Source organism: Rathayibacter sp. AC451 (genome assembly GCF_979253095.1).
Genome location: NZ_CEEDBD010000001.1, coordinates 3,376,412 through 3,399,587, shown reverse-complemented (window position 1 = coordinate 3,399,587; position 23,176 = coordinate 3,376,412). Strand labels below are relative to the sequence as shown.

Sequence of the window (23,176 nt, the reverse complement as noted above, 5' to 3'; positions counted from 1 at the left end):
CCGCGGGGCGCGCGACCGCGTGTCGGTCGTCGCGCCTAGCGTCGGGGCATGCCCCGATCCGCCGCCCGCGCCTGCTCGATCGACGGATGCGCCTCCCGGGCCGAGGCGGGCGCCCCCGTGGCGCTCTGCCCGGCCCACCTCGGCCTCGCGCACGACTGGGTGGCGCAGGAGGACGGAGTCGTCGACGCCCTGCCGTCGCCGTGCCCGGTCTGCGGGTCCCGCCTCGGCGTGCGCCTGCCCTCGGCGTGGCTGTGCGCCGCGTGCGAGTGGCGGCACGGCGAGGTGCCGGACGGCGAGCTGGGGCCGCCGCGCGTCGAGGTCGTGTACTACATCCGCTTCGGCGAGCGCCTCAAGATCGGCACGAGCGCCAACCCCCGCCAGCGGCTGCACCGGCTGCGGCACGAGGAGCTGCTGGCGTTCGAGCGGGGCGGCCGCCCGCTCGAGCAGGCCCGGCACGCCCGGTTCGCGGCCGAGCGGCTGGAGCGCACCGAGTGGTTCACGCGGAGTCCTGCGCTCGACCGGCACGTCGAGACCGTGCGGGCCGGCGAGCCCGACCCGTGGGCGCTGCACCGCCGGTGGGTGAGCGAGGCACTGGCGCTGCGCACCTGACCCCTTCCCCCGAGCGGACTCCGCTCACCGGCACCACGCGCCGACCAGCAGCGGTCCCCGGATCTCGCGCAGCCGCTCCAGCACCCGATCGGCCAGCGCCGCGGTGACCGACGACGCCTCCAGGTCGAAGGGGCCGAGCGGAGCGAGCCGCCCCGTGCGCACCCGCAGCACCTCCCAGCCCACCGCCCGCAGCGCGCGATCCTTGCGCCGGTCGGCCTCCTCGCGCTTCCCCACGTGCTCGAGCCCGTGCCGCCCCGTGGAGTCGTACTCGATCGCGACGCGCAGCTCGCCGAGGACGATGTCGGGCCACGCCTCGAGGTGGTCGAAGAACGGGCGCGACAGCCGGACCGCCGTGAGCCCCGCCTCGAACTCGAGCCGCTCGGCCAGCAGAGCCCGCAGGCGCGCCTCGACGGCCGACGCGGGAGGAGGCGCGCACCGGCTCGCGAACGGCTCGCCGACCGCGAGAGCGGGCGTCTTCGTGCAGACGGTCCGGCCGGGGGTCGGGCGGCGCGGAGGCACGGGGGCCGGTGGCGGCGCCTCCTCCCCCGCGAGGCGCATCGGAGCCGCCCGTGGCCCCCGCGGGGCCGCCGCCTCGGCGCACTCAGGGCACCAGGACGACAGGCGCCGCTCGCGCCCGGGGCGCATCCGCTGCTCATCGGGAGTCGCGACGAAGACGTGCCCCGCATCGCAGAGCCAGCAGAGGTAGACGTCGGCGGCCGGCGGGATCTGGCTCAGGACGATGCCCTCGTTGTACTCGGGCCGGTACTGCCGCACGAGCACGGGGTACGACCGCCAGGCCTCGCGGTAGGTGCCGACCGCGTAGGGCACCTCCGCTCCGCGCGAGAAGCGCCGCCTCCGCCACCATCGTCCGATCGGTTCCGCCACGGCGGCACGCTAGCCCGCACCTCCGACACGACGACCGCGGGCGCCGGCGTCAGGCTCCGTGCCCGCGGTCCTGCTCGTCGATGTCGGCGATCTCGGCATCGTCGGGCTTGAAGGTGAGGGAGAACATCGCGATCGCGACGAGCACGACGATGAACGTCACCCCGAACGAGATCAGGCCCACGACGATCTCGCGGGTCGAGAGCAGCACGACGCCGCCGACGAAGAGCGCCATGACGGCCGAGAAGCCGATGAGCTCGAGGGGGCGCAGCCGGTCCTTCCGGGTCGGCTGGAAGGTGCGGGGACCGAGGTCGTCGGAGCCGGGCTCGGGGGTGGGGCCTTCGGGGGCGGTCATCGGTCTCCTCCGGTGGTCGGTGTGGAGGGCGCGACGGCGTCGGAGGCGCCTGCCCACTTGAGCGAGAACGCCGCGATCGCGAGGTAGACCCCGACCATCACGGCGTAGGCCCCGAGGAGCCCGACGGAGACGACGGGGTGCGGCGGGAGGACGGCGAACACCGCTCCGAGCAGGAGGGTGCCGGCCCCGACGACCACGGCGTCGCGTGCGGCGAGCCCGCTGCCGCGGCGGCCCGAGACCAGCTCGAAGGTGCCCGCGACGAGCCCCCAGCCCGAGACGAGCGCGATGAGGAGGAGGAGCGAGGGCACCGGCAGGGCGACGAGCGCGAGCACGCCGGCGAGGAGCGTCACTCCGGCCGCCACGAGGGCGGGCGTGCGGGCGGGGCCGACGGACCGGAGCCCGAGGGCCAGCGACGCGGAGCCGGAGAGGAGCGCGAAGCCCCCGAAGACGGCGAGGCCGAGGGACGGGCTGTGGTCGGGCGAGAAGGTGACCACGCAGCCGGCCGCGGCTGCGACGATCGCGCGGCCGAGCACGAGGAGCCAGGAGCGGCTCGCCCTCTCGGCGGTGTCGGCGGCATCGGCCACGATCGAGCCTCTCTGATGGTGCGGTGGGTCGGAGGTCCGCGGGAGGCGAGCGGACCGAGCGACGCCGCCGGGTCCGACGCAGCGGGACCCGCCCGGGGGGAGGATCGAGAACGCGGACGCTGAAGATTTTACGCGTCCCCGGGCGCGGTGGGCGCCGAGAGGCCGTGGGACGGCCGGATGCTCGGCCATCCCGCAGGCGGAAGGGTGCGGGAGCGCTCCCTCAGAGGTTCGGCGCCGGTCTGTTTCGGCAGCGTAAAAAGACCTGAGCACTCCTGCACGGGCTCGTGCCGTCCGGTCCCCCCTCGCTATCGTGGGGCCGACCCCCTTCCGCGTGCGGTCGCGTCTGTCGCGCCGCCCGCTCCCTCACCCCCTCTGGCGCGGGCCGGATCCCCCCACCGCCCCGCCGCCCCACGAACCCTGGAGTTGATGCCGTGAACGGACTGGATCTCGCGATCCTCGCTCAGCGAGCCCGCGATCTGGCCTTCAGCAAGCTGGTAGCCGGCGGCTTCCACCGCTTCGGCAAGGGGTCGCGCATCTGCCTCCCCTTCCGCATCGGTCCCGGCCACGGCCGCCGCATCTCGATCGGCGACAACGTGCTGATCAGCGCGAACTGCATGCTGATGGTCCCCTCCGACGACGCGCCCACCCCGGCGCTGATCATCGGGAACCGCGTCCGGATGAACATGACCGCCATCACGGCGGTCCAGAGCGTGATCATCGAGGACGGCGTGGGCATCGCCCGCGGCGTCTACATCTCGGACCACTCGCACGGGTTCTCGGACCCCGAGAGATTCATCCGCGACCAGCCGGTCGACCGCATCGCCCCGGTGCGCATCGGCCGCGGCGCGTGGCTGGGCGAGAACGCCGTGATCATGCCGGGCGTGACCGTGGGCCGCGGCGCCGTGATCGGCGCCAACGCCGTCGTCCGCGAGGACGTGCCCGACTACTCCGTCGCCGTCGGGGTCCCGGCGCGCGTCATCCGGACCTTCGCGTGAGGACGCCCCCTGTGAGCGATACCACCGTCGTGCGCGACGTGATCTTCACCTTCTCGTACGAGACCTACACGGACGCGGCGGCGCGGGGCATGATGCGCCCGCCGGACCGGATCCTCAGGACGCTCCGCGAGAGCCCTCAAGTCGGCCGCCTCATCGTCGCCAACCCGTTCCGCTTCCTCCCCACGTCGCTGGCGCGCACGGCGCTGCGCAAGGAGGCGCCCTTCCCCGGGACGCCGCTGGAGGTGCTGCACTCGCCGCTGCGGATGCGCAGGACCGATCCGACCGACATCGCCGGACTCGAGCGCGAGTACGCCGCCTACGACCGCGGCCTCGCGAAGCTCGCGGACGAGCTCGAGATGGTGCGCCCCGTCGTGGTCACCACGAGCCCCGTCGTCGCCGGCTTCGCGCCGTTCGAGTGGGCCGAGCACGTGATGTTCTTCGCCCGCGACGACTGGACCACCTCCACCCGCTGGAAGAGCCACTGGCCGGCGTTCCAGGAGGCGTACCGACGGGTCGCGACGAGCGGCCGCTCCGTCACCGCGGTCTCGCAGGAGATCATCGACCGCATCGCGCCGACCGGGCCGCACGCGGTCGTGCCCAACGGAGTGGCTCCGGAGGAGTGGAGCGGACCGGTGCCCGACGCGCCGGAGTGGCTGCAGCGGATCCCAGGTCCCCGCGCCCTCCACGTGGGCACCCTGGACGACCGCCTGGACGTCGAGGGCATCGTCGCGGTCGCGACGGCGCACCCGGACCTGCAGATCGTCCTGATGGGGCCGCAGCCCGACCCCGGGTACCTCACTCCGCTCGCCCGGTTCGGCAACGTCCACCTGCACCACTCCGTCGGGCGGCGCGAGCTCGTGGCGACGATGCGCAACGTGGAGCTCTGCCTGCTCGCGCACCGGCGCACTCCGCTGACCGAGGCGATGAGCCCCCTCAAGCTCTACGAGTACGTCGCGAGCGGCTGCCCGGTCATCTCCGTCGACCTCCCGCCCATCCACGGCATCAGCGACCGCATCAGGATCGTGCCGACGATGGGCGAGTTCGCCGCCGTGATCGACGAGGCCCTGGCGGCCGGTCGCGCCACCGAGGAGGAGCGGATGGGCTGGGTGAACGCCAACTCGTGGGCTGCGCGCCACACGACGGTCCTCGACATCCTCCTCGACCGCGACGGTGCGCGATCGGGTCACGCGTCCGCAGTGTGACCCGATCGGGTGTGCGGGTAAATCCCCCTAGCGGGGGAGGGAGCCGAGTAGCACATCTCGTCGGGCCCTCTATATCGTGGGGGTGGCATCGCCGCCCGCCCGTCCGATCCGCGTCCCGATGCGCGATCGCACCCCAGGACGAGCGGTCTCCGGACGGCCACCCGCCCGCCAGCGTCGAACCCTGACGTCGCCCCCAGCGAACCCGCCCGACACGGGCACCACCCGAACCCGACCAGTACCGCCCCGCAGCGCAGGCCCACCCCCTGCCCTGAGCGCCGCTCCGGCCCGCGCCGGAACCCCCTCCGGTGGTGCGACGGCTCCGAAGAGAGCAGTGGAGCCCCGGCTCCCGCACACCGCGACACCGCCCCACCCCCGCACTGCCGCCACACACAGCATCCTCCGGACGCCGAGCCCAGCAGGCTCCCCCGGTCAGGAGAAGGGTCCCCATGTCACAGTTCCTGTTCGTCTGCTCCGGTGGAGGGCACCTGAAACAGCTCTTCACGCTGGCGTCCCGCTTCGGCATCGATCCCGCTGACCAGCACTGGGTGACCTTCGACAACGGCCTCAGCCGCTCGCTCCTGGAGGACCGCCGGGTCACGTTCAGCCGCTTCGCCGCTCCGCGCGACGCGATGCCGATCGCGCAGAACGCGCTGATGGCGCACAAGATCCTGAACCGCGGCGACTACTCCGCCGTCTTCAGCACCGGATCCAGCCCCGCCGTCTCCTTCATGCCGGAGGCGTCCCTCCGCGGGATCGAGTGCCACTACATCGAGAGTGCGGCCCGCGCCGACGGCCCCTCGATCACCGGCCGCATCGTCTCGCGCTTCCCGGGGGTCAACACCTACTCGCAGTACCCGGTCTGGGCCGATGAGCGCTGGCAGTTCGGCGGTTCGATCTTCGACGCCTTCACCACCGGGCCGATCCGGCCCGTCGAGACGATCGGCAAGGCCGTCATCTCGGTCGGCACCCAGGACCTCTACCCCTTCGACCGGCTGATCGCCGCCGCCGTGCCGCTCCTGACGGGCGCCGACGTGCTCTGGCAGACGGGTCTGGCCGACGTCTCGTCGTACGGCATCGAGGGCCGCGCCAGCGTGCCCTACCACGAGCTGCAGGAGGCCGTCGAGGAGGCCGACGTCGTCATCGCCCACGCCGGCACGGGAGCGGCCGTCACCGCCATCGAGGCGGGCAAGGTGCCGATCCTGGTGCCGCGACTCGTCGCGCGCGGCGAGCACATCGACGACCACCAGATCCAGATCGCCCGCGAGCTCGACCGTCGCGGACTCGCGATCGCCGCGGCACCGGAGGAGCTCACGCCGGAGCTGCTGCTGCGGGCCGCCAGCGCGACCACCGGCCGCGTCGAGGACGTCGCGCCGTTCCGGTTCACTCCCGGCCGTGCGCGCGCTCGGAAGGGCCGGACGGCACCCGTCCTCGGGAGCCGCGCCGCGACGCGCCAGACGACCACCTGACGCGTCGGGGGCGGCACTCCGCTCCTCCGGCACCCATGACGAACGCCCCCGGCCCGCTCGCAGCGGTCGGGGGCGTTCGACGTGGTGCGGGCGCTCAGCCCGCGTTCGCTAGCAGCGCCGTCCAGGCCGTGTCCGCGATGCGGCCCTGGCCCGCGAGGGACGGATGGAAGTGGTCGACGTCCGAGAGGTCCTCGGGCGTGACGTCGAAGTCGTGCAGCGCTCCGCCGTCGTAGACGCAGTTCGCGACCGCCGCGCACGCCTCGGACAGCGCCGTGTTGTACGCGTCGATGGTGGTGTCGACGTTGGCGCGGCGCGCGACGGACTCGGCGTCGTCGTTCGCGGGCTCGTACAGGAGCGAGTTGCAGTTCGAGCTGCCGCTCCAGCGCTCGACGGCCTCGGGGTTCGTGCGCTCGACCTCGAAGAACGAGAGCAGGTCCGGGATGGAGGACACGAACACGGTCGCCTCCGGGGCTCCCGAGGCGAGGGTGGCGAGGCTGGTGTCCACGGCGGCGCGGAACGCCTCCGGGGTCGTGATCTCGCTGCTGCGCTTGCGGCAGACGTCGTTGGCCCCGATCAGGAACAGCACCAGGTCAGGATCGGCCGCGACGACCTTCTCGGCCTGACGCGGCATCTCGGCCGAGGTCGCGCCCTTGGCGGCCACGTTCTCGATGGTCGGCACCGCGCCGACGGCCTCGCCGGCCCGGCGCGCGATGGAGTCGACCGACTCGTCCTCGCCCGTGGCCCACGAGGCGCTCGGGCAGGGCTTGTTCTGACCGCACGCGGCGACCGCCGCCGTCATGGAGTCGCCCATCGCGACGATCGTGCCCGCCTCGAACGGCAGGGCGCCGGCGGGCGCGGGCCCGCTCGACTCCTCGGGCGCCGGCGACGACGTGCAGCCGGCGAGCAGCGCGGCGGCCACGGCGACCGCGGCGACGAGCCGGAGCGGACGGAGGGAGCGGGTCATGCGGCGCCTCCTTCGGCGGCGGGAGCGGGCGCCGGGGTCTTGGGGCCCTTGGGCTTGGGCTTCCTGACCTGCTTCACGAACGCCAGGATCTGGTCGAGGTCGCGGCGGTACGCGGGGATCAGCATCGCCACGGCCAGCGGCACCAGCGAGGCGAGTCCGCCGACGATCAGGTGCAGGATCGCAGGCAGGTCGGTGTACTGGCCCATCATCCACGCGGCCGCGAACATGAACGGCACCACGAGCACCGGGCGAAGGACCGGCACCACGATGTCGGAGCCCGTGATGAAGGTGCCGCGGATCGCCAGGTAGAAGCCCGGGATGAGCAGGGTCAGGGTCGTGAGGCCGTAGAGCAGCGCGAGACCCTCAACGCCGTTCCACCAGATGCCGACGAAGAACGAGCCGATGACGATCGGGCGGGTGACCACGTAGTACACGAGCTGGCGGTGCACGCGGCCGAGCGAGATGTAGATCCAGCCCTGCACGTTGCCGATGCCCTGCGCGATGCCGGCGATCGACAGCAGCGACAGGATCGTCGCCGAGGCGGTCCACTGCGGGCCGAGCAGGAGCTCGACGAGCGGACCCGACAGGGCGGCGAGGACGCCGAACGTCGGCAGCGTGAGGTAGCCGACGACCAGCAGGGCACCGCGGATGTAGCGGCGGTACCGCTCGCCGTCGTCCTGGAGAGAGGACAGCACCGGCAGCGCGACGCGGCCCAGGGGGCCGTTGAGCTGCTGCAGCGGCAGGAGGAAGAGCGAGTAGGCGCGCGAGTACTGGCCGAGGACGCCGTCGCCGAGCTGGCGGCCGATGATGACGTTGTCGAGGTTGCGGGCCGCGTAGTTGAGCAGCTGAACGCCGAAGATGCTGCCGCCGGTGGTGACCAGCGGGACGACCTCGCGCGCGATGCGCGGACGGCCGAACTTGGGCCGCGCGGCGACCCACAGGGCGATGAAGCGGTAGACGAGCGCCCCGCCCTGGAGCACGATCAGCGACCACACGCCCCAGCCGAGGAACGCCGCGATGATCGAGCCCACGACGCCGACGAGCATCGACATGACGTCGATCTTCGCCATGAGGCCGAAGCGCATCTCCTTCTGCACGCGCGCCTGGAGCGGCATGCAGAGGCTGTTGATGAGCAGGGTCGGCGCGACGGCGAGCGTCAGGACGATCAGTCGGTCCTCGTTGTAGAGGGCGGCGATCAGGGGCGCGCAGGCCGCGATCACGATCGTGCCGACGATCCCGAGGGCGACCGACAGCCACAGCACCGAGCGCCAGACCGTGTCGCTCATCTTCTTCGACTGGATGATCGCGCCGGTGAGGCCGAAGTCGCGGACGAGGTCGGCGACGCCGACGATCGCCGTGACCATCGCGAGCAGACCGAAGTCGCTCGGCGCGAGCAGTCGCGCCAGGACGATGGTCGAGAGCATCTGGATCGCGGTCTTGCCCCACAGGCCGCCGAGGGTCTGCATGACGCCGCGGCTCGCCTTGTGCCCGAGGGAGTCGGGCTTCTTCGGCGGCAGGTTCGGCCCGTCGCCGACGGTGGGCGACTGCGCGATGGCGTCGGTGGCGAGGGTCTCGGTCGTGTGGGCGGTGTCGTCGATCGCCGCCTCGATCTGGTCGTCGGTGGCGCGGGGCCGGGCGGAGGAGCCGCCTGCGGGGGTCGACCCCGTCACGCGCGCGTCGTCTCGTCGCGGTTCCATTCGGGTACGCCTCCTCGAGCGATGATCGACCGGGCCTCGAGGCGCGGTCGCAGATAGCCGTAGCAGTAGATGGGGAAGGCCGGCCACAGAGCGGGCCGGCGCACGACGCGCTTCACCAGCGCGGCGATGCCGCCGCCCGCCGGAGCGGGACGGTCGGGCACCAGGCCGGACGCGGCGAGCTGCGCGTTGCCGATGGCGATGCGCACGGTGCGCTTGATCTGGTTGCGCATGCGGCGCGGAGCCTTGACCGAGAAGGAGCGACCCGCAAGGGTCAGCCGCTCCTCGGGAGCGAACAGCTGCTGCACGAACCGGTCGTCGGCGATGATGTCGGGGAACGCGCCGAAACGGCTCCGCCCCTCCTCGGAGAGGCCGTAGATCCCGGAGCCGACCAGTCCGCTCACGCGGTAGTCGGACAGCTCCCAGATCGAGTAGTGCGCGCGGACGGGCCACGACGCACCCTCGGTGTCCACGTGGAACTCCGGTGCGGCGACGAGCGGTCCGCCGGAGCGGGCCAGCTCGTCGCCCAGCGCGACCAGCGTCTGGGCCGAGACGCTCACGTCGGCGTCCACGTAGATCCGCGGGAACACCGTCGCGAGCTCGTCGGCCGCGTTGAGCCCGGCGGTCTTGGAGGCCGTCGAGGTCTCCGCGACGAGGATCCGGGGATCCACGGCGCGGGCGACCTCGGCGGTGCCGTCGGTGCAGCCGTTCGCTCCGACGACGATCTCGAGGCGCCCCTCGGGATCGCCGTCCACGAGCACCCGGAGGAGCCGTCCGATCACCGCCGCCTCGTCGTGCGCGGGCACGACCACGCTGACGCGCATGCTCACGACTCGATGGGAGCGGGTCTGCGCACCACGTGGTCCGACGAGGGGCCGCCGAGGCGGGGCCCGATCGCGGGTCCGTTCTCGGGCTGCGGCCGGGGCCGGACGAAGGCCGACACGTGCCCCGCGTCCTCGGGTGCCAGGCGCCGGCGCGGAGTGCTCCGCGGCGCCTCCGTGAGCGTCCACGCCCCGATGGCGAGGAAGACCCAGAAGAGCATGAACGCCTGGTAGAAACCGAACGCGTCGTAGAAGTACGCCGCGATCGTGTAGCCGATCAGCAGGATCGCGATGGCGAACGCGAGGCTCGCGTACTGCGGCGTGCTGGTCTTCGTGAACGAGTAGCGGAGCAGCATGATGACCGGCACCAGGAACAGCACCGCCAGTCCGATGACGCCGACGGCGCCCGCGTCCATCAGCGTGCCGAGCCACTGGTTGTCGAGGATGAACGCGTTCTTGTCGTCGCCCACCACGATGCGGCTGCCGACGCCGGTGCCGAAGAACGGGTGCTCGCGCACGATCGCCATCGCCGGCTCGAGGTCGGCGAGGCGGCCCGCTCCGGCCATGCCGGCGGACGTGTACTGCGACGCGATGAGGGCCTCGGGGTCGAGGAACGAGCCGATCATGTCGGTCAGGATCTTCGGGATGACGAGGAAGCCCAGGCCCAGCACGGGGATCGCTCCGAGTGCGAGGTACCCGCCGACCTTCGGCCGCAGGATCAGCGTGATGAGGAACATCACGCCGAGGGTGACGATCGCGGTGCGGGACACCGCGGTCACGACGCCCAGCAGCAGCGCGAGGATCGCGCCGTAGTAGACGATGCGGCGGTTGATCTCGTTCAGCGGCCAGCGCGCCCACTTCGAGAGGTAGACCGCGATCGGGATCATCATCGTGAACATGACCGCCAGAGCGATCGGGTGCTGCGACGAGCCGAAGGAGCGGTAGCCGCCCGCGCGGTACGCCTCCTGCTCGGCGCCGAGGCGCTCGAGCGGGAGGAACTGGTCCAGGCGCGTGAAGATGTTCTGCTGCGTGGCGCGCTCGAGGACCGCGAAGAACGCGACGAGGACGGCCGTCCACACGAGGAAGGTCAGGACCCCCTCGACGAGGTGCTCGCTGCGCATCATCAGACGGGCGACGAAGTACACCGACAGCATCAGCACGTCGGTGACGATCGCACCGGCCACGCCGCTGCCGAGGCCGCCCTCGGCGATGAACTCGACGTTCGCCGCGATCGAGAGCAGGCTCGTGCCCACCCAGATCGCGAGGGCCAGCCGAACGCCGCCGGGCGCCAGACGAACGCCGGGTCGATCAGGAGGGCCACGATCGCCGCGACGACCATCAGCACGATCACGAGCCGGTAGGGCTCGAGAGCGAAGCCGATCGGGATCGGGAGGGAGTAGTACCGCACCGGGATGAACATGATCACGCCGAGCAGCACGATGAACGCGCCGGTCCAGTTGAAGACGAGCTTGCGCGTGAGGTAGAGGAACGAGATCCCGAAGAGGGCGGCTCCCGCGATGAGCGGGTTGAGGTAGTACACCGCCGCCACCGCGACCCCCGCCAGGAGCAGGGTCGCGATGGCCGCTCGGATCGTAAAGGTCCGGCGGACGAGGATCTCGCCCGCGTAGGGGTCGTCGTTGCCCGGGATCGGGAGCGGGGCCCCCTTCACCGGCTTCGTTCTCGTGCTGGTGCTCATCTGAGGAGTCCGCGTCAGGTGGCGCTGCGCTTCCCGGAGGAGGCGAGCTCACCCGCCCCGGCGGGGTTCTCGGTGGCCGAGCCGATGGCACCGGCCGAGCGCTGGCCCTCGGGGGCGCCGGTCAGCGCCGGACCGCGGCGGAAGGACTCGCCGCGACGCGGGCTCTGGCGGTTCGCGGTGACGCGCTCCCGCGAGATGCGGATGTTGTAGAGGATGAACGCGAGGGCGATGAACGCGAGGAACACGCCGATGCCGGTGATGGCGATCGGGATGATCGGGTTCGACCCCTCCTGCTCGACGGCCGTGCCCTGGTCGGTGACCGACAGGGTCACGCGCTGCTCGGGAGCGACTCCCGCGGCGTCCTGCTGGGCGCCCACGTAGGCCTGGAAGATCTGCGACGCGGTCTGCGAGATGAGGACGGCGCGGTCGGGGTCGGTCGACTCGCCGACGATCGAGAGGATCGGGAGGCTGAAGCGGCCCGGGTTCTGCTCGGTGCCGGCCGGCTGAGTGGTGCGGCGGACGGCGCTCAGCGCCTCCGTGTCGGTGAGGGGGCCCATGGCCGCCTCGACCTGCGCGCGGATCTCGGATCCGCTGACGAGGTAGGCGTAGATGACCGCCGTGTTGGTGAGGTCGTTCTGCTGGGCCTCGGACTGGCCCTCGGTGATCGGCTCCCCGGGCTCGATCGCCGCGAACGGGTTCTGCGGGCCACCGCCCAGGAGGATCGTGGTGTCGGAGCGGTACGCGGCCTCAGCGCGCGAGACGACCTCCCCGTCCTTGACGGTGTAGCCGGCCACCATCGCGGCCAGCACGGCGACGACGATGCCGAAGGCGAGGAGCCATTTGTAGCTCCAGAGCACTCGAAGATAAAGGGGGACGGACATCTCGGTCTCGACTTCCAGACGGCGAGGTGTGGGACCTCGGGCGACGCGCCGCGTGCTCGGAGGTTGCACTGCTGCTGCAAACGATGGAGCAACGCCTCCGTCCATCACGGCGGTAATGGCGGAACGGTGTGGTGTGGCTGTCGACGTCTGGAGACGAGGACGGACCTGGTGCGTGTGGCGGATCTGAAGGGTGTCGCACGGGGCGACGGCACCGCACGGGGCGGTACCGGGTGGGCTCGACTCGCGCCGTCCTCCGGGCATGCCTGCAAGGGGGTCGGAACGGGCAGAGAACCGGGACCCCGCGAGTGCGGTGCCCCGACACACTCATTGTGACCATAACCCACCGCACAGCGATGCCGGAAGTATTGCGACTGTGTTAAGTCTGGCCGACGTCCGACCCGCCGAGCCGGGTGCGGACTTGCGTTCCTCTCAGATGGACGAGGATGGTAGTCCTTGTTCATTCCTGAGCGCGCCGCCCTCACGACAGGAGACGCATGGATGATGAGCACCAGTGCTCCATGCCTGCCGCAGACCACCACGACCGCCCAGCGACCCGTGAGGACCGCTCCGCGACCCCTGGCGACGGCGCGGCCGACGCTCGTCCCGTGACGGCCCGCGGTACCGAGCCGACGCTGTCGATCCTCTACTCGTTCCCGCACGCCATCGGCTCGCCGGGGATCGGCTGGACCGCCCTGCACCAGGTGCGGGCCCTGGCCGACGCGGGCCACCGCGTCACCGTGGTCGCCGCCTCGATCGCGGCCCCCCTGGGCCCCGTCGCGCGCGCCGTCACCACGCTGACCGTCGGCGGGGTGCGGCTCCCGCACCGCCTCTTCGGGCGCAGCCGCTCGATCGCGCACCACGACCGCGTCACCGCCCGGATCCTCGCCGAGGGCGAGTACGACGTCGTGCACGGCTGGCCGTGGGGCTCGGCCCGGACGTTCGACGAGGCCGTCCGCCGGGGCGTGCCCTCCGTCCGCGAGGCGCCGAACACCCACACCGCGCACGCCTTCGAGGTGGTCATGGAGGAGTACGAGCGGCTGGGCATCACGCCGCCGCCCGGCTCCCCGCACACGTACAACGCGGTGCGGCTGCGCCGCGAGGAGCGGGAGTGGTCCTCGGCCACCGCGATCCTGGTGCCGTCCGCCTCCGTCGAGCAGACCTTCCTCGAGAAGGGCTTCTCCCCGCGCAAGCTCCTGCGCCACCGCTACGGCGCGCTCGTCGACACCGAGCGCGTGATCGATCCGGATCCGCGGGACGACCCCGACCACGTCTTCACGGCGGTCTACATGGGCCGCATCGAGCCGCGGAAGGGCCTGCTCTACGCGCTGCAGGCGTGGCGCGCCTCCCGGGCGAGCGGCGTCGGGCGCTTCCTCGTCTACGGCGACTTCACCCCCGGGTACCGGGACCGCCTGGCGGGCCTGCTCGATCAGCCCTCGGTCGAGCTGCGCGGCTTCACCCCCGACGCGGCGGGCGTGTTCCTCGAGGCCGACGTGCTGGTGCTGCCGACCATCGAGGAGGGCAGCGCGCTCGTGACCTCCGAGGCGCAGGCGGCCGGCTGCGTGCCGCTCGTCTCCTCCGCCGCGGGGGCGAACCTCGAGGACGGCGTGCAGGGACTCGTGCACGAGCCGCGCGATGTGGAGGCGCTGACCGCGCACCTCGACCTGGTCTCCTCCGATCGCGAGCTGCTGGCGAGGATGCGCCGCGCCGCCCTCGCGAACCGCAGCCAGCTGACCTGGGACCGGGCGAGCATCGACCTCGTCGAGGCCTACCGCGCGGCGATCCGGCTCGTGCAGGACGACTCCGCCCCACCCACCGAGCACCCGAGGAACGACCGCCCGTGAGCCCCAGCGACGTCTCGATCATCCTCTGCACCCGCGAGCGGCCGGACATGCTCCGCGAGGCGCTGGCCGCCATCGCCGCGGGCACCGACCCCGCCGTCGAGGTGATCGTGGTCGACTCCGCCTCGACCGACTCCCGCACCCGTGAGGTCGCCCTCGCCGCGGGCGCGCGCTACGTGCGGACGGACGTGAAGGGCCTCTCGATCGCCCGCAACGTCGGCCTCGCGGCGAGCGAGCGCGCGATCCTCGTCTACACCGACGACGACTGCTCGCCGACTCCGGGCTGGATCGAGGCGCTGATCGACGCGTTCGCCGAGCCTCGGGTCACGGTCGCGACCGGCCGGATGCTCGACCACACGCTCGTCGGCACCGACGTGCCGCCGACCGACCGGATCGTCTACCGCACCGCGGTGAGGGGTCTGGACGCCGGCCACGGCGCGGTGATGGCCTTCCGCCGCAGCACGCTGCTCTCGCTCGGCGGCTTCGACGAGGTGCTCGGCGCGGGCCGGTTCCTCGCCGGAGCGGAGGACCTCGACATCTTCTGCCGGGCGCTCAAGGCGGGCGGCACGGCCGTCTTCGTGCCCGACAGCGTCGTGCTGCACGTCAACACGCGCAATCCGTCCGCCTACCGGCGCCTGATGCGGGGCTACGGACTCGGGCTCGGCGCCCTCGTCGGCAAGTGGTGGCGCCTGTCACCGCTGATCGGCGCGCGCCTGACCGCGACGCTGGCCGTCCGCAGCGGGCGCCGACTCCTCCGCTCGGCGAAGCGCCGAGGACGCGGGGCGCGCGACGAGCTCGCAATGCTCGACGGGATCCTGCGCGGCTACCTCCGCTCCCGCCACCTGCGCCTGTCCGGCTCGGTCTTCGTCGACGAGTTCCCGCCGACCCCCCTCCGGCTGCCCGCCGCCGCGAGCACCGCGCCCGACGCCGGGTGAGCACGACGCGCTCGACCGACCCGACTCCGACCCGCCCGCAGGGAGCCCGATCATGACCCGCACCCCCGTCGATCCGGTCGAGCGCACGCAGAGCCCCTGCGCACGCTCGACGAGAAGTTCGTCAGCAACGCCATCGCGTTCGAGGCCGCCCGCCCCGTCGCGACCATGGTCGTCGAGAGCGCGCCCTTCCGCCGCGAGGACGGCTCGCTCGACCGCGAGCTGGTCCTCACCGCGTGGGAGCGGTTCATCGTCGCCTCGCCGGCGCAGCGCCAGCGCCTCGTGCGGGCGCCCCTGGGCCTCTTCACCCCCTCCTGGGTCTTCGCCGACTCCGTCGACGTGCGCGACCACGTGCGCTTCCACCCCGGGGTCGTCGAGTGGGACCCGCGCCGGACGGAGCTGCTGACCGGCCTCTTCAACGGTCCGATGGACCCGAAGGGCCCGCTCTGGGACATCCTCGTCGTCGAGCTCTCGACCGGGCAGCTGGCGTTCCCGATGCGGATCCAGCACGTGATGGGCGACGGCATGTTCGGCCTGATGCTCTTCACGACCTTCACCGAGGAGAAGCCGTACGACGTCGCGCCGTCGGGCGGGCACCCGCTGTGCTTCCCCGACGATCCCCCGGCTCCGCGCGGGCCGCTGGGCCTCGCGATCGCCGCGCGGCGCACCATCGCCTCGTCCTACGACTCCTTCGCCGACGAGTGGGCGGACTGGAAGCGGAAGCCCCTGAAGAAGCGGCTGCGCCGCGTCGGCGGCCGGCTGATCCGCAGCCCCCGCGACGTGTGGATCCGCCGGTCCGGACTCGTCCAGCGCACCGTGAAGCCCAAGGACGCGGCGATCATCACCGTGCCCGTGCAGGCCGCGAAGGCGGCCGCCCGGGGCGCGGGCGGGACGCTCTCGGACCTCACCGTCGCCCTAGGGCTGCACGCGTTCGCCGCGATGCACCCCGAGCGGAGCGAGATCGCGACCCTCGTGCCCATCTCGCCCCAGCGCGACCGCACGGCCGAGAAGCGCAACCACATCACCATGGCGCGCGTCTCGATCCCCGTCGGCCTCGGCCTGCACGAGAGCATCGCCTCGGTGCACGAGCAGATCCAGCAGGCCAGCATCACCGGCGAGTCCGGGATCACCCGCGGAGTCCGCGACTGGCAGGGCTACGCGTCCTACCTGCCCGTCTTCCTCCGCCCGCGCTACTTCGGGCACGCCCTCGTCGAGGCGTTCACCCTGTGGCCCACCACCGAGCCCTCGGACGAGGCGGCGCTCTTCTCGAGCTCCTACCTCAAGCGCCTCGACTTCGCCGTGCAGGTGAGGGCCGACCTCGATTCCCGCGCCTTCGTCGACTCGGTGGTGCGCTCGCTCCACGAGCTCGGCGTGCCGCCGGTCGACTGGCCCGAGGAGGCGCCCGCGGGCGAGCTCCCCGGCACGACCACCACTCCCTCCTCCGAGAACGGAACGACCCGATGAGCCAGGGCGGCGGACCGCTGCGCACCCTCACCAAGGTGCGCACCTACCTGCAGGCCGTGCGCCTGCTGCACTTCCACGCGTACAGCCACGCCGACCAGGTCCCGCGGCTCACGCGCGGTGCCGACGTGTCGTTCGCGCCGAACGTGTCGTTCCGCAACGCCGAGCGGATCACGATCGGCGCCGGCACCCACATCGGCGAGAACTCGCTCGTGTGGGCCGGCAACGCGACCGGCCGCATCACCTTCGGCGAGAAGTGCCTCCTGGCGCCGAACGTCACGGTCACCGCGTCCAACTACGGCATCGTGCAGGGCACCCCGGTGATGGACCAGGCGAAGGTCGAGCGCGACATCGTCATCGGCCGCGACGTGTGGCTCGGAGCGAACGTGGTCGTCACGGCCGGAGTGACGATCGGCGACGGCGCGATCGTGGGCGCCGGAGCGGTGGTCACCAAGGACCTCCCGGCGAACTGCATCGCGGGCGGCGTCCCCGCCAAGGTCATCGGGCAGCGACCGGAGGCGACCGGTGCCTGAGTCGGCGAGCACGACGGGGTCCGCGAGCGCGACCGCCGTCGACACGAGCCTGGCGATCGTCGTCGTCAGCTACAACACCCGCGAGAAGACGCTCGCGTGCCTGGACTCGATCCCCCGCGGCGACGCTCCGACGCCCCGCACGTGATCGTGGTCGACAACGGCTCCGCCGACGGCAGCGCCGAGGCGATCCGCGCGGCGCACCCCGAGGCCACCGTGATCGAGGCGGGCGACAACCTCGGCTTCGCGCGCGGCGTGAACCGCGGAGTCGCGGCCGCGACCGAGCGCTACGTGCTGCTGCTGAACCCGGACACCCTCGTGCTCGACGGCTCGTTCCGCGCGCTGCTCGACTTCGCCGTCGCGAACCCCCGCTACGGGGTCTACGGCGGACGCACCCTGCGACCGGACGGCGCGGTCGATCCGTCCTCGTGCTGGGGCGCCCCGAGCCTGTGGTCGCTCCTGACCTACGCGACCATGCTCTCCACCGCCTTCCGCGGCAACCCGCTCCTGGATCCGGAGTCGCTCGGCCGCTGGCAGCGCGACACGGTCCGCGAGGTGCCGATCATCACCGGCTGCCTGCTCCTGATGGAGCGCGCGCAGTACGAGCGCGTCGGCCGTCTCGACGAGCGCTTCTTCCTCTACGGCGAGGACGCCGAGTTCTCGATTCGCGCCCGCCGTGCGGGTCTGGCACCCGTGATCGTGCCGACCGCCGTGATCGTGCACGACGTCGGAGCCTCCACGCGCGACGCCGCGACCGAGGGCAACTCGGGCCGCAAGATGTGCATGGTGATGGCCGGCAAGGCCACGATGATCCGTCTCGCCTGGAAGCCGCTGCCCGCCCGCGCGGGCATCGCCCTGCTCCAGGCCGGTGCGCTCGTGCGGACGGTTCTCGAGACGGCGACGCGGCGCAAGCGTCGCGCCTGGACCGAGGTCTGGCAGCGCCGCGCCGACTGGCGCGTGGGGTACCCGGAGGCGGAGCGCACGCTCTTCGGCCGCGTCCCCGGCACCGGTGCGGCCACGGAGGCGGCCCGATGATCGCCGGCGGCACCCGCACCCTCCGCTCGCGGCTGCGCACCCGGCTGCGCGGCCTCCTCACGCCCGAGAGCGCCGTGAGCCGACGCCTCGTCGTCGAGGCGGAGCCCGCGTTCCGCACCCGGTACGCGAACCCCTACAACGCGCGCCTCTACACGGCGATGACGGCCGAGGGAGCGCTCGTGCGCGACCTCTCGTGGTTCCGTTTGCTGACCTCGAAGATCGACATCGTCCACCTGCACTGGCCGGACCTCACGTTCCTCAGCGGGATCCGCCGCTACCGCGTCGTCGCCCGCCTGGTCTTCTTCTTCGGCTTCCTCCGCATCGCCCGGCTCCGCGGCACGCGCCTGATCTGGACCGCGCACAACGTGACCTCGCACGAGGAGCGGGCGACCCCGTTCCTGCGGAACTGGTACCGGCGACTGCTGACCGAGAACCTCGACGCGATCATCTGCCTCTCCCAGGAGGGCGTGTCGGCGATCCGCGTCTCGTACCCGGAGCTCGCCCACGTGCCGGCGTTCGTCACCCCGCACGGGCACTACCGCCACGACTACGACTTCTCGCCGAGCCGCGCCGAGGCGCGCGCGGAGCTCGGGCTCGACCCCGACGCCCGCCTCGTGGTGTCGGTGGGCCAGATCCGGCCGTACAAGAACATCCCGACCCTGATCGAGCAGTTCCGCGCCCGAGAGGACGACGGCACGCTGCTCGCGGTCGCCGGCAATCCGGCGCGCGGACCACTGCGCGGAATGATCGAGGAGGCCGTCGGCGGCGACCCCCGCATCCGCCTGGAGCTCGCGTTCCTCAGCGACGAGCGGATCGCGCTCTGGCTGCGCGCGAGCGACCTCGTCGTGCTGCCCTACTCGGCGATCCAGAACTCGGGATCCGCGATCCTGGCCGTCTCGGCCGACCGCCCCGTCCTCGTCCCGGATCTCGGGTCGATGCACGAGCTGGCGGCCCTCGTGGGTCCGGAGTGGGTGCGCCTCTACCGCGGCACGTTCGACCGCTCGGTCCTCGACGAGGCGCTCGAGTGGCTCGACACGCGTGAGGCCCCCGAGCGGGCCGATCTGGCGGAACTCGAGTGGGACGCCATCGCGCGCTCCACGATCGCGGCGTATCGCCTCGTTCTGGGGGTACGGCCTCGGCGTGTCGGTGCGGGATCGGCCCCTGTTCGTCACGAAGTGGAAACCTCGCGCCGCTAACTTAGGCGCTCGAAGCCCACTTCCACTCCTCCGTCCGGCCCCGAACCGGACGGTCGTCGGCCCTCGCTGCCGACGAGGCGCTCACGACCGCCCGACAGCGGCCCGGCGCATCCTCCCCACCCGATGCACCCGGTGCACGCACGCCCACGACCAGCACGACCAGCACTGACAGCACAGTGCGCAGCCCCCTCCACCGCACGACAGCCACTCGCACCGCCCGCCCGGAACGCAGTGACGCGTACGCCGGGGCCGCACCCTCACCGGGGCGGCCCCGGGCCGCCGAACGATCACGAGGTCCTCCTCGCTCCCCGGGCACCGCCCTCGCCCTCACGAGTCGATCGGACGACACCCATGCCCAGAGCAGCCCACTCCCGAACAGCACTGTCCGGACCCGCCCTGTCCAGAACAGCACCGTCCAGAACCTCCCCGCGCGGATCCCTGAGCGCGGCCCTCCTCGCCCTCGTGGTCCTCGTGGCGGCGCTCGTCACCGCTCCCGCTGCCACCGCGGCGGTGCCCGACCGCTGGACGTCCCCGACCGGCACCGGCACCGCCTGCAGCCAGGCCGCGCCGTGCGCCCTCTCCACCGGCGTGCAGAGCGCCCCCGCGGGCAGCACCGTCCGCCTCACGACCGGCACCTACCCCGACGCGACCCTGCGCGGCGGCAAGGCCACCGCGGCCCAGCCCCTCGTCGTCACCGCCGCTCCCGGGGCCTCGCCCGTGCTCACCCGCGTCAAGAGCTACGTGGCGAACATCGTCTGGTCCGAGATCGCCGTGTCGACCACGTTCTACCTCTACGGCGCGAACCAGAGCATCGAGTCCGCCCACTTCGACGGCGGCGGGCTCTTCGTCCGCAACGACGGCGCGGTCGTCCGCGACTCGCTGTTCGAGAACGGCTCCTCCATCGACGGCATCCAGGTCGGCGGAGCGTCCGACGTGCTGATCGAGGGCAACACCGTCCGCGACTACGACCAGGACAAGAACAACGGCCTCCACGCCGACTGCATCCAGGTGTTCGAGAGCACCGGTGTCACCCTCCGCGGCAACACCCTCTCGAACTGCTACAACGCGGGCATCATCTTCTCGCCGGGCGCCGGGGACGGCATGAGCGACATCACCGTCGAGTCGAACTTCGTGCAGAGCTGCGTCGTCAAGACCGCGCAGTGCCGCGGAGGCTCGGCCGCCGACTTCCGCGAGGTCACGGCCAGCGACCTGCTCATCCGCAACAACACCTTCGTCGACGGATCGCTGCGCGTCGGGGGCGCGACGAACACGGTCTTCGACCGCAACATCGTCAGCTACCTGGCCGCGTGCGACAGCCCGATGACGAACACCATCGTGTCGTCGTGGAACACGAAGCTCTGCAAGGCGCCTGCGCTGCTGAACGCGCAGGGCAACATCCAGGGCAGCCCGCGCTTCGTCTCCGAGGACACCGGCGACCTCCGCCTCGTCGACGGCGACGAGGCGCTCGTCGAGGAGCTGGGGATCCACGGCCCCCGCCGCGCGCGACATCGACGGCTCCGCCTTCTCGCGGAACACTGCCGGAGCCCACGCGGCGAAGGCCGGCGGACCCGCGCCGACCCCCTCGGCGACCGCGACGGCGACCGCCGCCCCGACCGCCTCGCCCACGGCGACCGCGACTCCGACCGCGACCCCGACGCCCACGCCGACCTCGACCGTCCCCGTGCCGGTCCCGACGTCGACCACGCCGATCCCGGCCCCGACCGAGGAGCCCGGAGCGACCGAGCCGCCCGCCGTCGACACCACCGCTCCCGAGGTCGCGATCACGTCGCCCGTCTCGGGTGCGGTGATCCGGGGCATCACCACCGCCACGGTGACCGCGACGGACGACACCGCGGTCACGGCTGTCGCCTTCTACCTCGGCAGCCTGAAGGTCGGCGACGCGACGGCCACGACCGGCACCACCTGGGAGCTGACGACGACCACGGCCGGCCTGCGCGGGACCTTCCCGCTCACCGCCCGGGCGACCGACGCCGCCGGCAACACCGGCATCAGCGCTCCGGTCACCATCACGCTCCGCTAGCGCGGCGTCCCGGCGAACGGCCCGGTCCCCTCCCCTGCGGAGCGGGCCGGGCCGTTCGGCGTCCCCCTCCCACGACCCGCTCCGCCCGTCAAGGTCGAGCGCGCAGCGGAGGCGAGCCGTAGCGTCGGAGTCCCGCGGCCGTTCCGAGGACGCGGCGAGAGAGGCCACTGATGAGCGAGAACGAGCAGACCGGTCCCGTCATGGACGGCGCGGAGGACGCGAGCAACGACGAGAAGCTGAGCGGCCTCGTCGAGCAGGTCGACCACGACCACGGAGCAGAGGGCGCGGGCGCCATGGCCGACGAGCTGCGGGAGCGCGCCGACGAGACCGACACGGAGATCGTCGCCGAGGAGGAGTGACGGCACCGCTCCCGCGCCGCACCCTCAGCGCGGGAGCGCCGCCCTCGCCCGGTGCAGGAACACCGCCGTCATGATCGCGCGGGTGCGCGCGGGGGACGCGTCCAGCGGACCCAGGATGCTCTCGATCCGCTCGAGCCGGTCGTAGAGGGTCTGCCTCCCGATGCCCAGGGCCACCGCGGTGGCGGTCTTGCCGCCCCAGAGCGAGGCGTAGGTCTCGAGCGTCGCCAGCAGGTCGGGCCGCTGGGCGAGGAGGGGGCCGAGGAGGTCCTCGACGAAGTCGTCGGCGGCGGGAGCGTCGCGCAGTGTGCTCGCGAAGCGCTCGAGCCGGTGCTGCCGCGCGTCGACGACGCGGCCCGGGAGCGCCCACTCCCGTACTCCCCGCACCTCGGCGAGCTCCCGCGCGAGCGAGCGCTGATCGCCGATGCCGCTGCCCACGCACACGGGCCCCGCTCCCTCGACCCCCTCCAGGAGCACCGCCCGGGCCGCCTCCATCGCCGCCGCGCTCGCGAAGGGCAGCAGGGCCAGCAGTTCGGTGCCCACGACGCTCAGCACCGGCTCCGACTCGGCCACGGCACGCAGCGCGCCGCGCACCTCCTGCAGCGACCGCTCGTCGTGCCCGGCGTCGGCCGACACCCCGAGGTAGCGCTCGCGCCCGCCGGCGCCGAGTCGCTCGAGGAACGCGTCGACCTGGAGGTCCACCGACGGCGGCTGCTCGGTCGCGGTGAGCACGGCAACGAGCTGGGCCGCGAGGCGCTCGGCGATCGCGGGCGGCCGGTGCCGCAGGACCGCGATCGCGAGCACGTCAGGGGCGCGATCCAGCGCGACGGCGACCGGGTGCACGTCCGCGTCGGCGTGCGCCCGGAGGTAGAGGGTGCCCAGCAGGGAGTCGCCCGCCCGAAGGACGCCCGAGAACGCGCCCGCCGTGCGCGTCGTGTCGACGCCGCGGCCGGGCTCGGCCCGCGCGATCGGCTCGCCGGTCGGCGAGACGAGGGAGGCACTCGCTCCGGTCTCCGCGGCGACGACCTGCAGCAGCTCCTCGACGCCCGCTTCGGCGGCGGCAGCCTCGCCGAGCAGACCGGACAATCTGTCCGCCAGGCGCAGACTCCGGAACTTCTGCTCGGTGAGCGCCGTGTTGATGCTCTCGCACACCTGGACGAAGGGGACGCGGCGGGAGAGCGAGAGCACGGGCAGGCCGTGCTCGAGGGCGGCGGCCACGAGCGGTGCCGGCACGGAGGGGAGCCGGGTCGACAGCTCGATGGCGAGGGCCCCGATCCGAGCCGCGACCAGGGATTCCACGTACCGCCGGCACTCCGCCGGATCCTGCTCGAGCGAGAGGTTCACGCCCTCCATGAGCAGGAGCTCCCCGCCCAGGAGGAGCGGCCCCACGTCGAGCTGCTCGCTCGCGTGCGCCCAGCGGATCAGGGAGCGCTGCGCCTGGGGGCCTCCGGCGACCACGACGGGCAGGGCGGCCGACAGGCGGGGGTCGCGGAGCGCATCCGCGAGCAGGTAGGCCATGCAGAACGTCCTCTCGCGTCACGGCGAATTTACACGGGTGCGCGGCGCGCGAAACCGCTCGGGAGCAGAGTGGGCTCATCCGCCGACCGCGTGCACGCTCCCCCGCCGCCCGGCCCCTCC

General features: G+C 72.7%; 23 protein-coding genes and 1 pseudogene. 14 read left to right on the top strand and 10 right to left on the bottom strand.

Translation table 11 applies throughout. The annotated features are described in order from the left end of the window. The first annotated feature begins 48 nt into the window (after nt 1–48). Nucleotides 49–609, top strand: a complete 561-nt coding sequence (locus tag AC0CID_RS16190; RefSeq protein ID WP_465227631.1) for a GIY-YIG nuclease family protein — start codon at nt 49–51, stop codon at nt 607–609. 24 nt (nt 610–633) lie between these two features. Here AC0CID_RS16190 and AC0CID_RS16185 read toward each other — a convergent pair whose 3' ends face one another. From AC0CID_RS16185 to AC0CID_RS16175, 3 genes are read right to left on the bottom strand one after another with little or no spacing between them, the layout of a single operon-like run. Next, nucleotides 634–1,494 (bottom strand): PDDEXK family nuclease, encoded by an 861-nt coding sequence (locus AC0CID_RS16185; protein ID WP_207408047.1) that lies wholly within the window; start codon nt 1,492–1,494, stop codon nt 634–636. A 49-nt stretch (nt 1,495–1,543) separates the two neighbouring features. After that, the gene (locus AC0CID_RS16180) at nt 1,544–1,846 is read right to left on the bottom strand and encodes a hypothetical protein (protein ID WP_465227630.1); all 303 of its coding nucleotides are present in this window, start codon (nt 1,844–1,846) and stop codon (nt 1,544–1,546) included. Beyond that, the gene (locus AC0CID_RS16175) at nt 1,843–2,430 is read right to left on the bottom strand and encodes a hypothetical protein (RefSeq protein ID WP_465227629.1); all 588 of its coding nucleotides are present in this window, start codon (nt 2,428–2,430) and stop codon (nt 1,843–1,845) included. The genes AC0CID_RS16180 and AC0CID_RS16175 overlap by 4 nt, the downstream gene beginning before the upstream one ends. 431 nt (nt 2,431–2,861) lie before the next feature. On the opposite strand from AC0CID_RS16175, the gene AC0CID_RS16170 reads away from it, so the two are divergent. From AC0CID_RS16170 to AC0CID_RS16160, 3 genes are all read left to right on the top strand, one after another. After that, nucleotides 2,862–3,425 carry an acyltransferase gene (locus AC0CID_RS16170; protein WP_465227628.1) on the top strand — a complete coding sequence of 188 codons (564 nt, stop codon included), beginning with the start codon at nt 2,862–2,864 and terminating at the stop codon, nt 3,423–3,425. Between the two features lie 11 nt (nt 3,426–3,436). Then, a complete protein-coding gene (locus tag AC0CID_RS16165; RefSeq protein WP_465227627.1) occupies nt 3,437–4,627 on the top strand; it encodes a glycosyltransferase family protein in 1,191 nt (396 codons plus the stop codon). Between the two features lie 446 nt (nt 4,628–5,073). Further along, nucleotides 5,074–6,093 (top strand): glycosyltransferase, encoded by a 1,020-nt coding sequence (locus tag AC0CID_RS16160; RefSeq protein WP_465227626.1) that lies wholly within the window; start codon nt 5,074–5,076, stop codon nt 6,091–6,093. Nucleotides 6,094–6,187: 94 nt separating this feature from the next. Here the strand turns inward: AC0CID_RS16160 and AC0CID_RS16155 are convergent, their stop codons facing one another. The 6 genes from AC0CID_RS16155 to AC0CID_RS16130 are packed head-to-tail and all read right to left on the bottom strand — an operon-like array spanning nt 6,188 to nt 12,149. Next, a complete protein-coding gene (locus tag AC0CID_RS16155) occupies nt 6,188–7,057 on the bottom strand; it encodes an SGNH/GDSL hydrolase family protein (RefSeq protein ID WP_465227625.1) in 870 nt (289 codons plus the stop codon). Next, nucleotides 7,054–8,754, bottom strand: a complete 1,701-nt coding sequence (locus tag AC0CID_RS16150) for a lipopolysaccharide biosynthesis protein (protein ID WP_465227624.1) — start codon at nt 8,752–8,754, stop codon at nt 7,054–7,056. Before AC0CID_RS16150 ends, AC0CID_RS16155 begins: the two co-directional genes overlap by 4 nt. Beyond that, entirely contained in the window at nt 8,724–9,575 is an 852-nt protein-coding gene (locus tag AC0CID_RS16145; protein ID WP_465228120.1) for a glycosyltransferase, read from the bottom strand. Before AC0CID_RS16145 ends, AC0CID_RS16150 begins: the two co-directional genes overlap by 31 nt. Before the next feature lie 2 nt (nt 9,576–9,577). Then, a complete protein-coding gene (locus tag AC0CID_RS16140) occupies nt 9,578–10,825 on the bottom strand; it encodes an O-antigen ligase family protein (protein ID WP_465227623.1) in 1,248 nt (415 codons plus the stop codon). Then, entirely contained in the window at nt 10,726–11,268 is a 543-nt protein-coding gene (locus AC0CID_RS16135) for a hypothetical protein (protein WP_465227622.1), read from the bottom strand. The genes AC0CID_RS16140 and AC0CID_RS16135 overlap by 100 nt, the downstream gene beginning before the upstream one ends. A 14-nt stretch (nt 11,269–11,282) precedes the next feature. Continuing rightward, entirely contained in the window at nt 11,283–12,149 is an 867-nt protein-coding gene (locus AC0CID_RS16130) for a YveK family protein (RefSeq protein ID WP_465227621.1), read from the bottom strand. 605 nt (nt 12,150–12,754) lie between these two features. Between AC0CID_RS16130 and AC0CID_RS16125 the strand changes: the two genes are divergently transcribed. From AC0CID_RS16125 to AC0CID_RS16080, 10 genes and pseudogenes are all read left to right on the top strand, one after another. Continuing rightward, complete coding sequence (locus AC0CID_RS16125) at nt 12,755–13,990, top strand: glycosyltransferase family 4 protein (RefSeq protein ID WP_465227620.1); 1,236 nt, start codon at nt 12,755–12,757, stop codon at nt 13,988–13,990. Further along, nucleotides 13,987–14,922, top strand: coding sequence for a glycosyltransferase family 2 protein (locus AC0CID_RS16120; RefSeq protein WP_465227619.1), 936 nt, complete (start codon nt 13,987–13,989; stop codon nt 14,920–14,922). The genes AC0CID_RS16125 and AC0CID_RS16120 overlap by 4 nt, the downstream gene beginning before the upstream one ends. A gap of 165 nt (nt 14,923–15,087) precedes the next feature. Next, a complete protein-coding gene (locus AC0CID_RS16115; protein WP_465227618.1) occupies nt 15,088–16,383 on the top strand; it encodes a wax ester/triacylglycerol synthase domain-containing protein in 1,296 nt (431 codons plus the stop codon). Continuing rightward, nucleotides 16,380–16,913 (top strand): acyltransferase, encoded by a 534-nt coding sequence (locus AC0CID_RS16110; protein ID WP_465227617.1) that lies wholly within the window; start codon nt 16,380–16,382, stop codon nt 16,911–16,913. The genes AC0CID_RS16115 and AC0CID_RS16110 overlap by 4 nt, the downstream gene beginning before the upstream one ends. Then, entirely contained in the window at nt 16,906–17,058 is a 153-nt protein-coding gene (locus AC0CID_RS16105) for a hypothetical protein (protein ID WP_465227616.1), read from the top strand. The genes AC0CID_RS16110 and AC0CID_RS16105 overlap by 8 nt, the downstream gene beginning before the upstream one ends. After that, the gene (locus AC0CID_RS16100; protein WP_465227615.1) at nt 17,055–17,945 is read left to right on the top strand and encodes a glycosyltransferase family 2 protein; all 891 of its coding nucleotides are present in this window, start codon (nt 17,055–17,057) and stop codon (nt 17,943–17,945) included. The genes AC0CID_RS16105 and AC0CID_RS16100 overlap by 4 nt, the downstream gene beginning before the upstream one ends. After that, entirely contained in the window at nt 17,942–19,141 is a 1,200-nt protein-coding gene (locus tag AC0CID_RS16095) for a glycosyltransferase (protein ID WP_465227614.1), read from the top strand. The genes AC0CID_RS16100 and AC0CID_RS16095 overlap by 4 nt, the downstream gene beginning before the upstream one ends. A gap of 123 nt (nt 19,142–19,264) precedes the next feature. Next, nucleotides 19,265–20,410, top strand: a pseudogene (locus AC0CID_RS16090) (right-handed parallel beta-helix repeat-containing protein); the annotation flags it as partial. 412 nt (nt 20,411–20,822) lie between these two features. Continuing rightward, on the top strand, nt 20,823–21,182 hold the full coding sequence (locus tag AC0CID_RS16085; RefSeq protein ID WP_465228119.1) for an Ig-like domain-containing protein: 360 nt from the start codon (nt 20,823–20,825) through the stop codon (nt 21,180–21,182). 170 nt (nt 21,183–21,352) lie between these two features. Continuing rightward, a complete protein-coding gene (locus tag AC0CID_RS16080) occupies nt 21,353–21,541 on the top strand; it encodes a hypothetical protein (RefSeq protein ID WP_465227613.1) in 189 nt (62 codons plus the stop codon). Between the two features lie 24 nt (nt 21,542–21,565). Here AC0CID_RS16080 and AC0CID_RS16075 read toward each other — a convergent pair whose 3' ends face one another. Next, a complete protein-coding gene (locus AC0CID_RS16075) occupies nt 21,566–23,056 on the bottom strand; it encodes a PucR family transcriptional regulator ligand-binding domain-containing protein (RefSeq protein ID WP_465227612.1) in 1,491 nt (496 codons plus the stop codon). Nucleotides 23,057–23,176 lie beyond the last annotated feature (120 nt).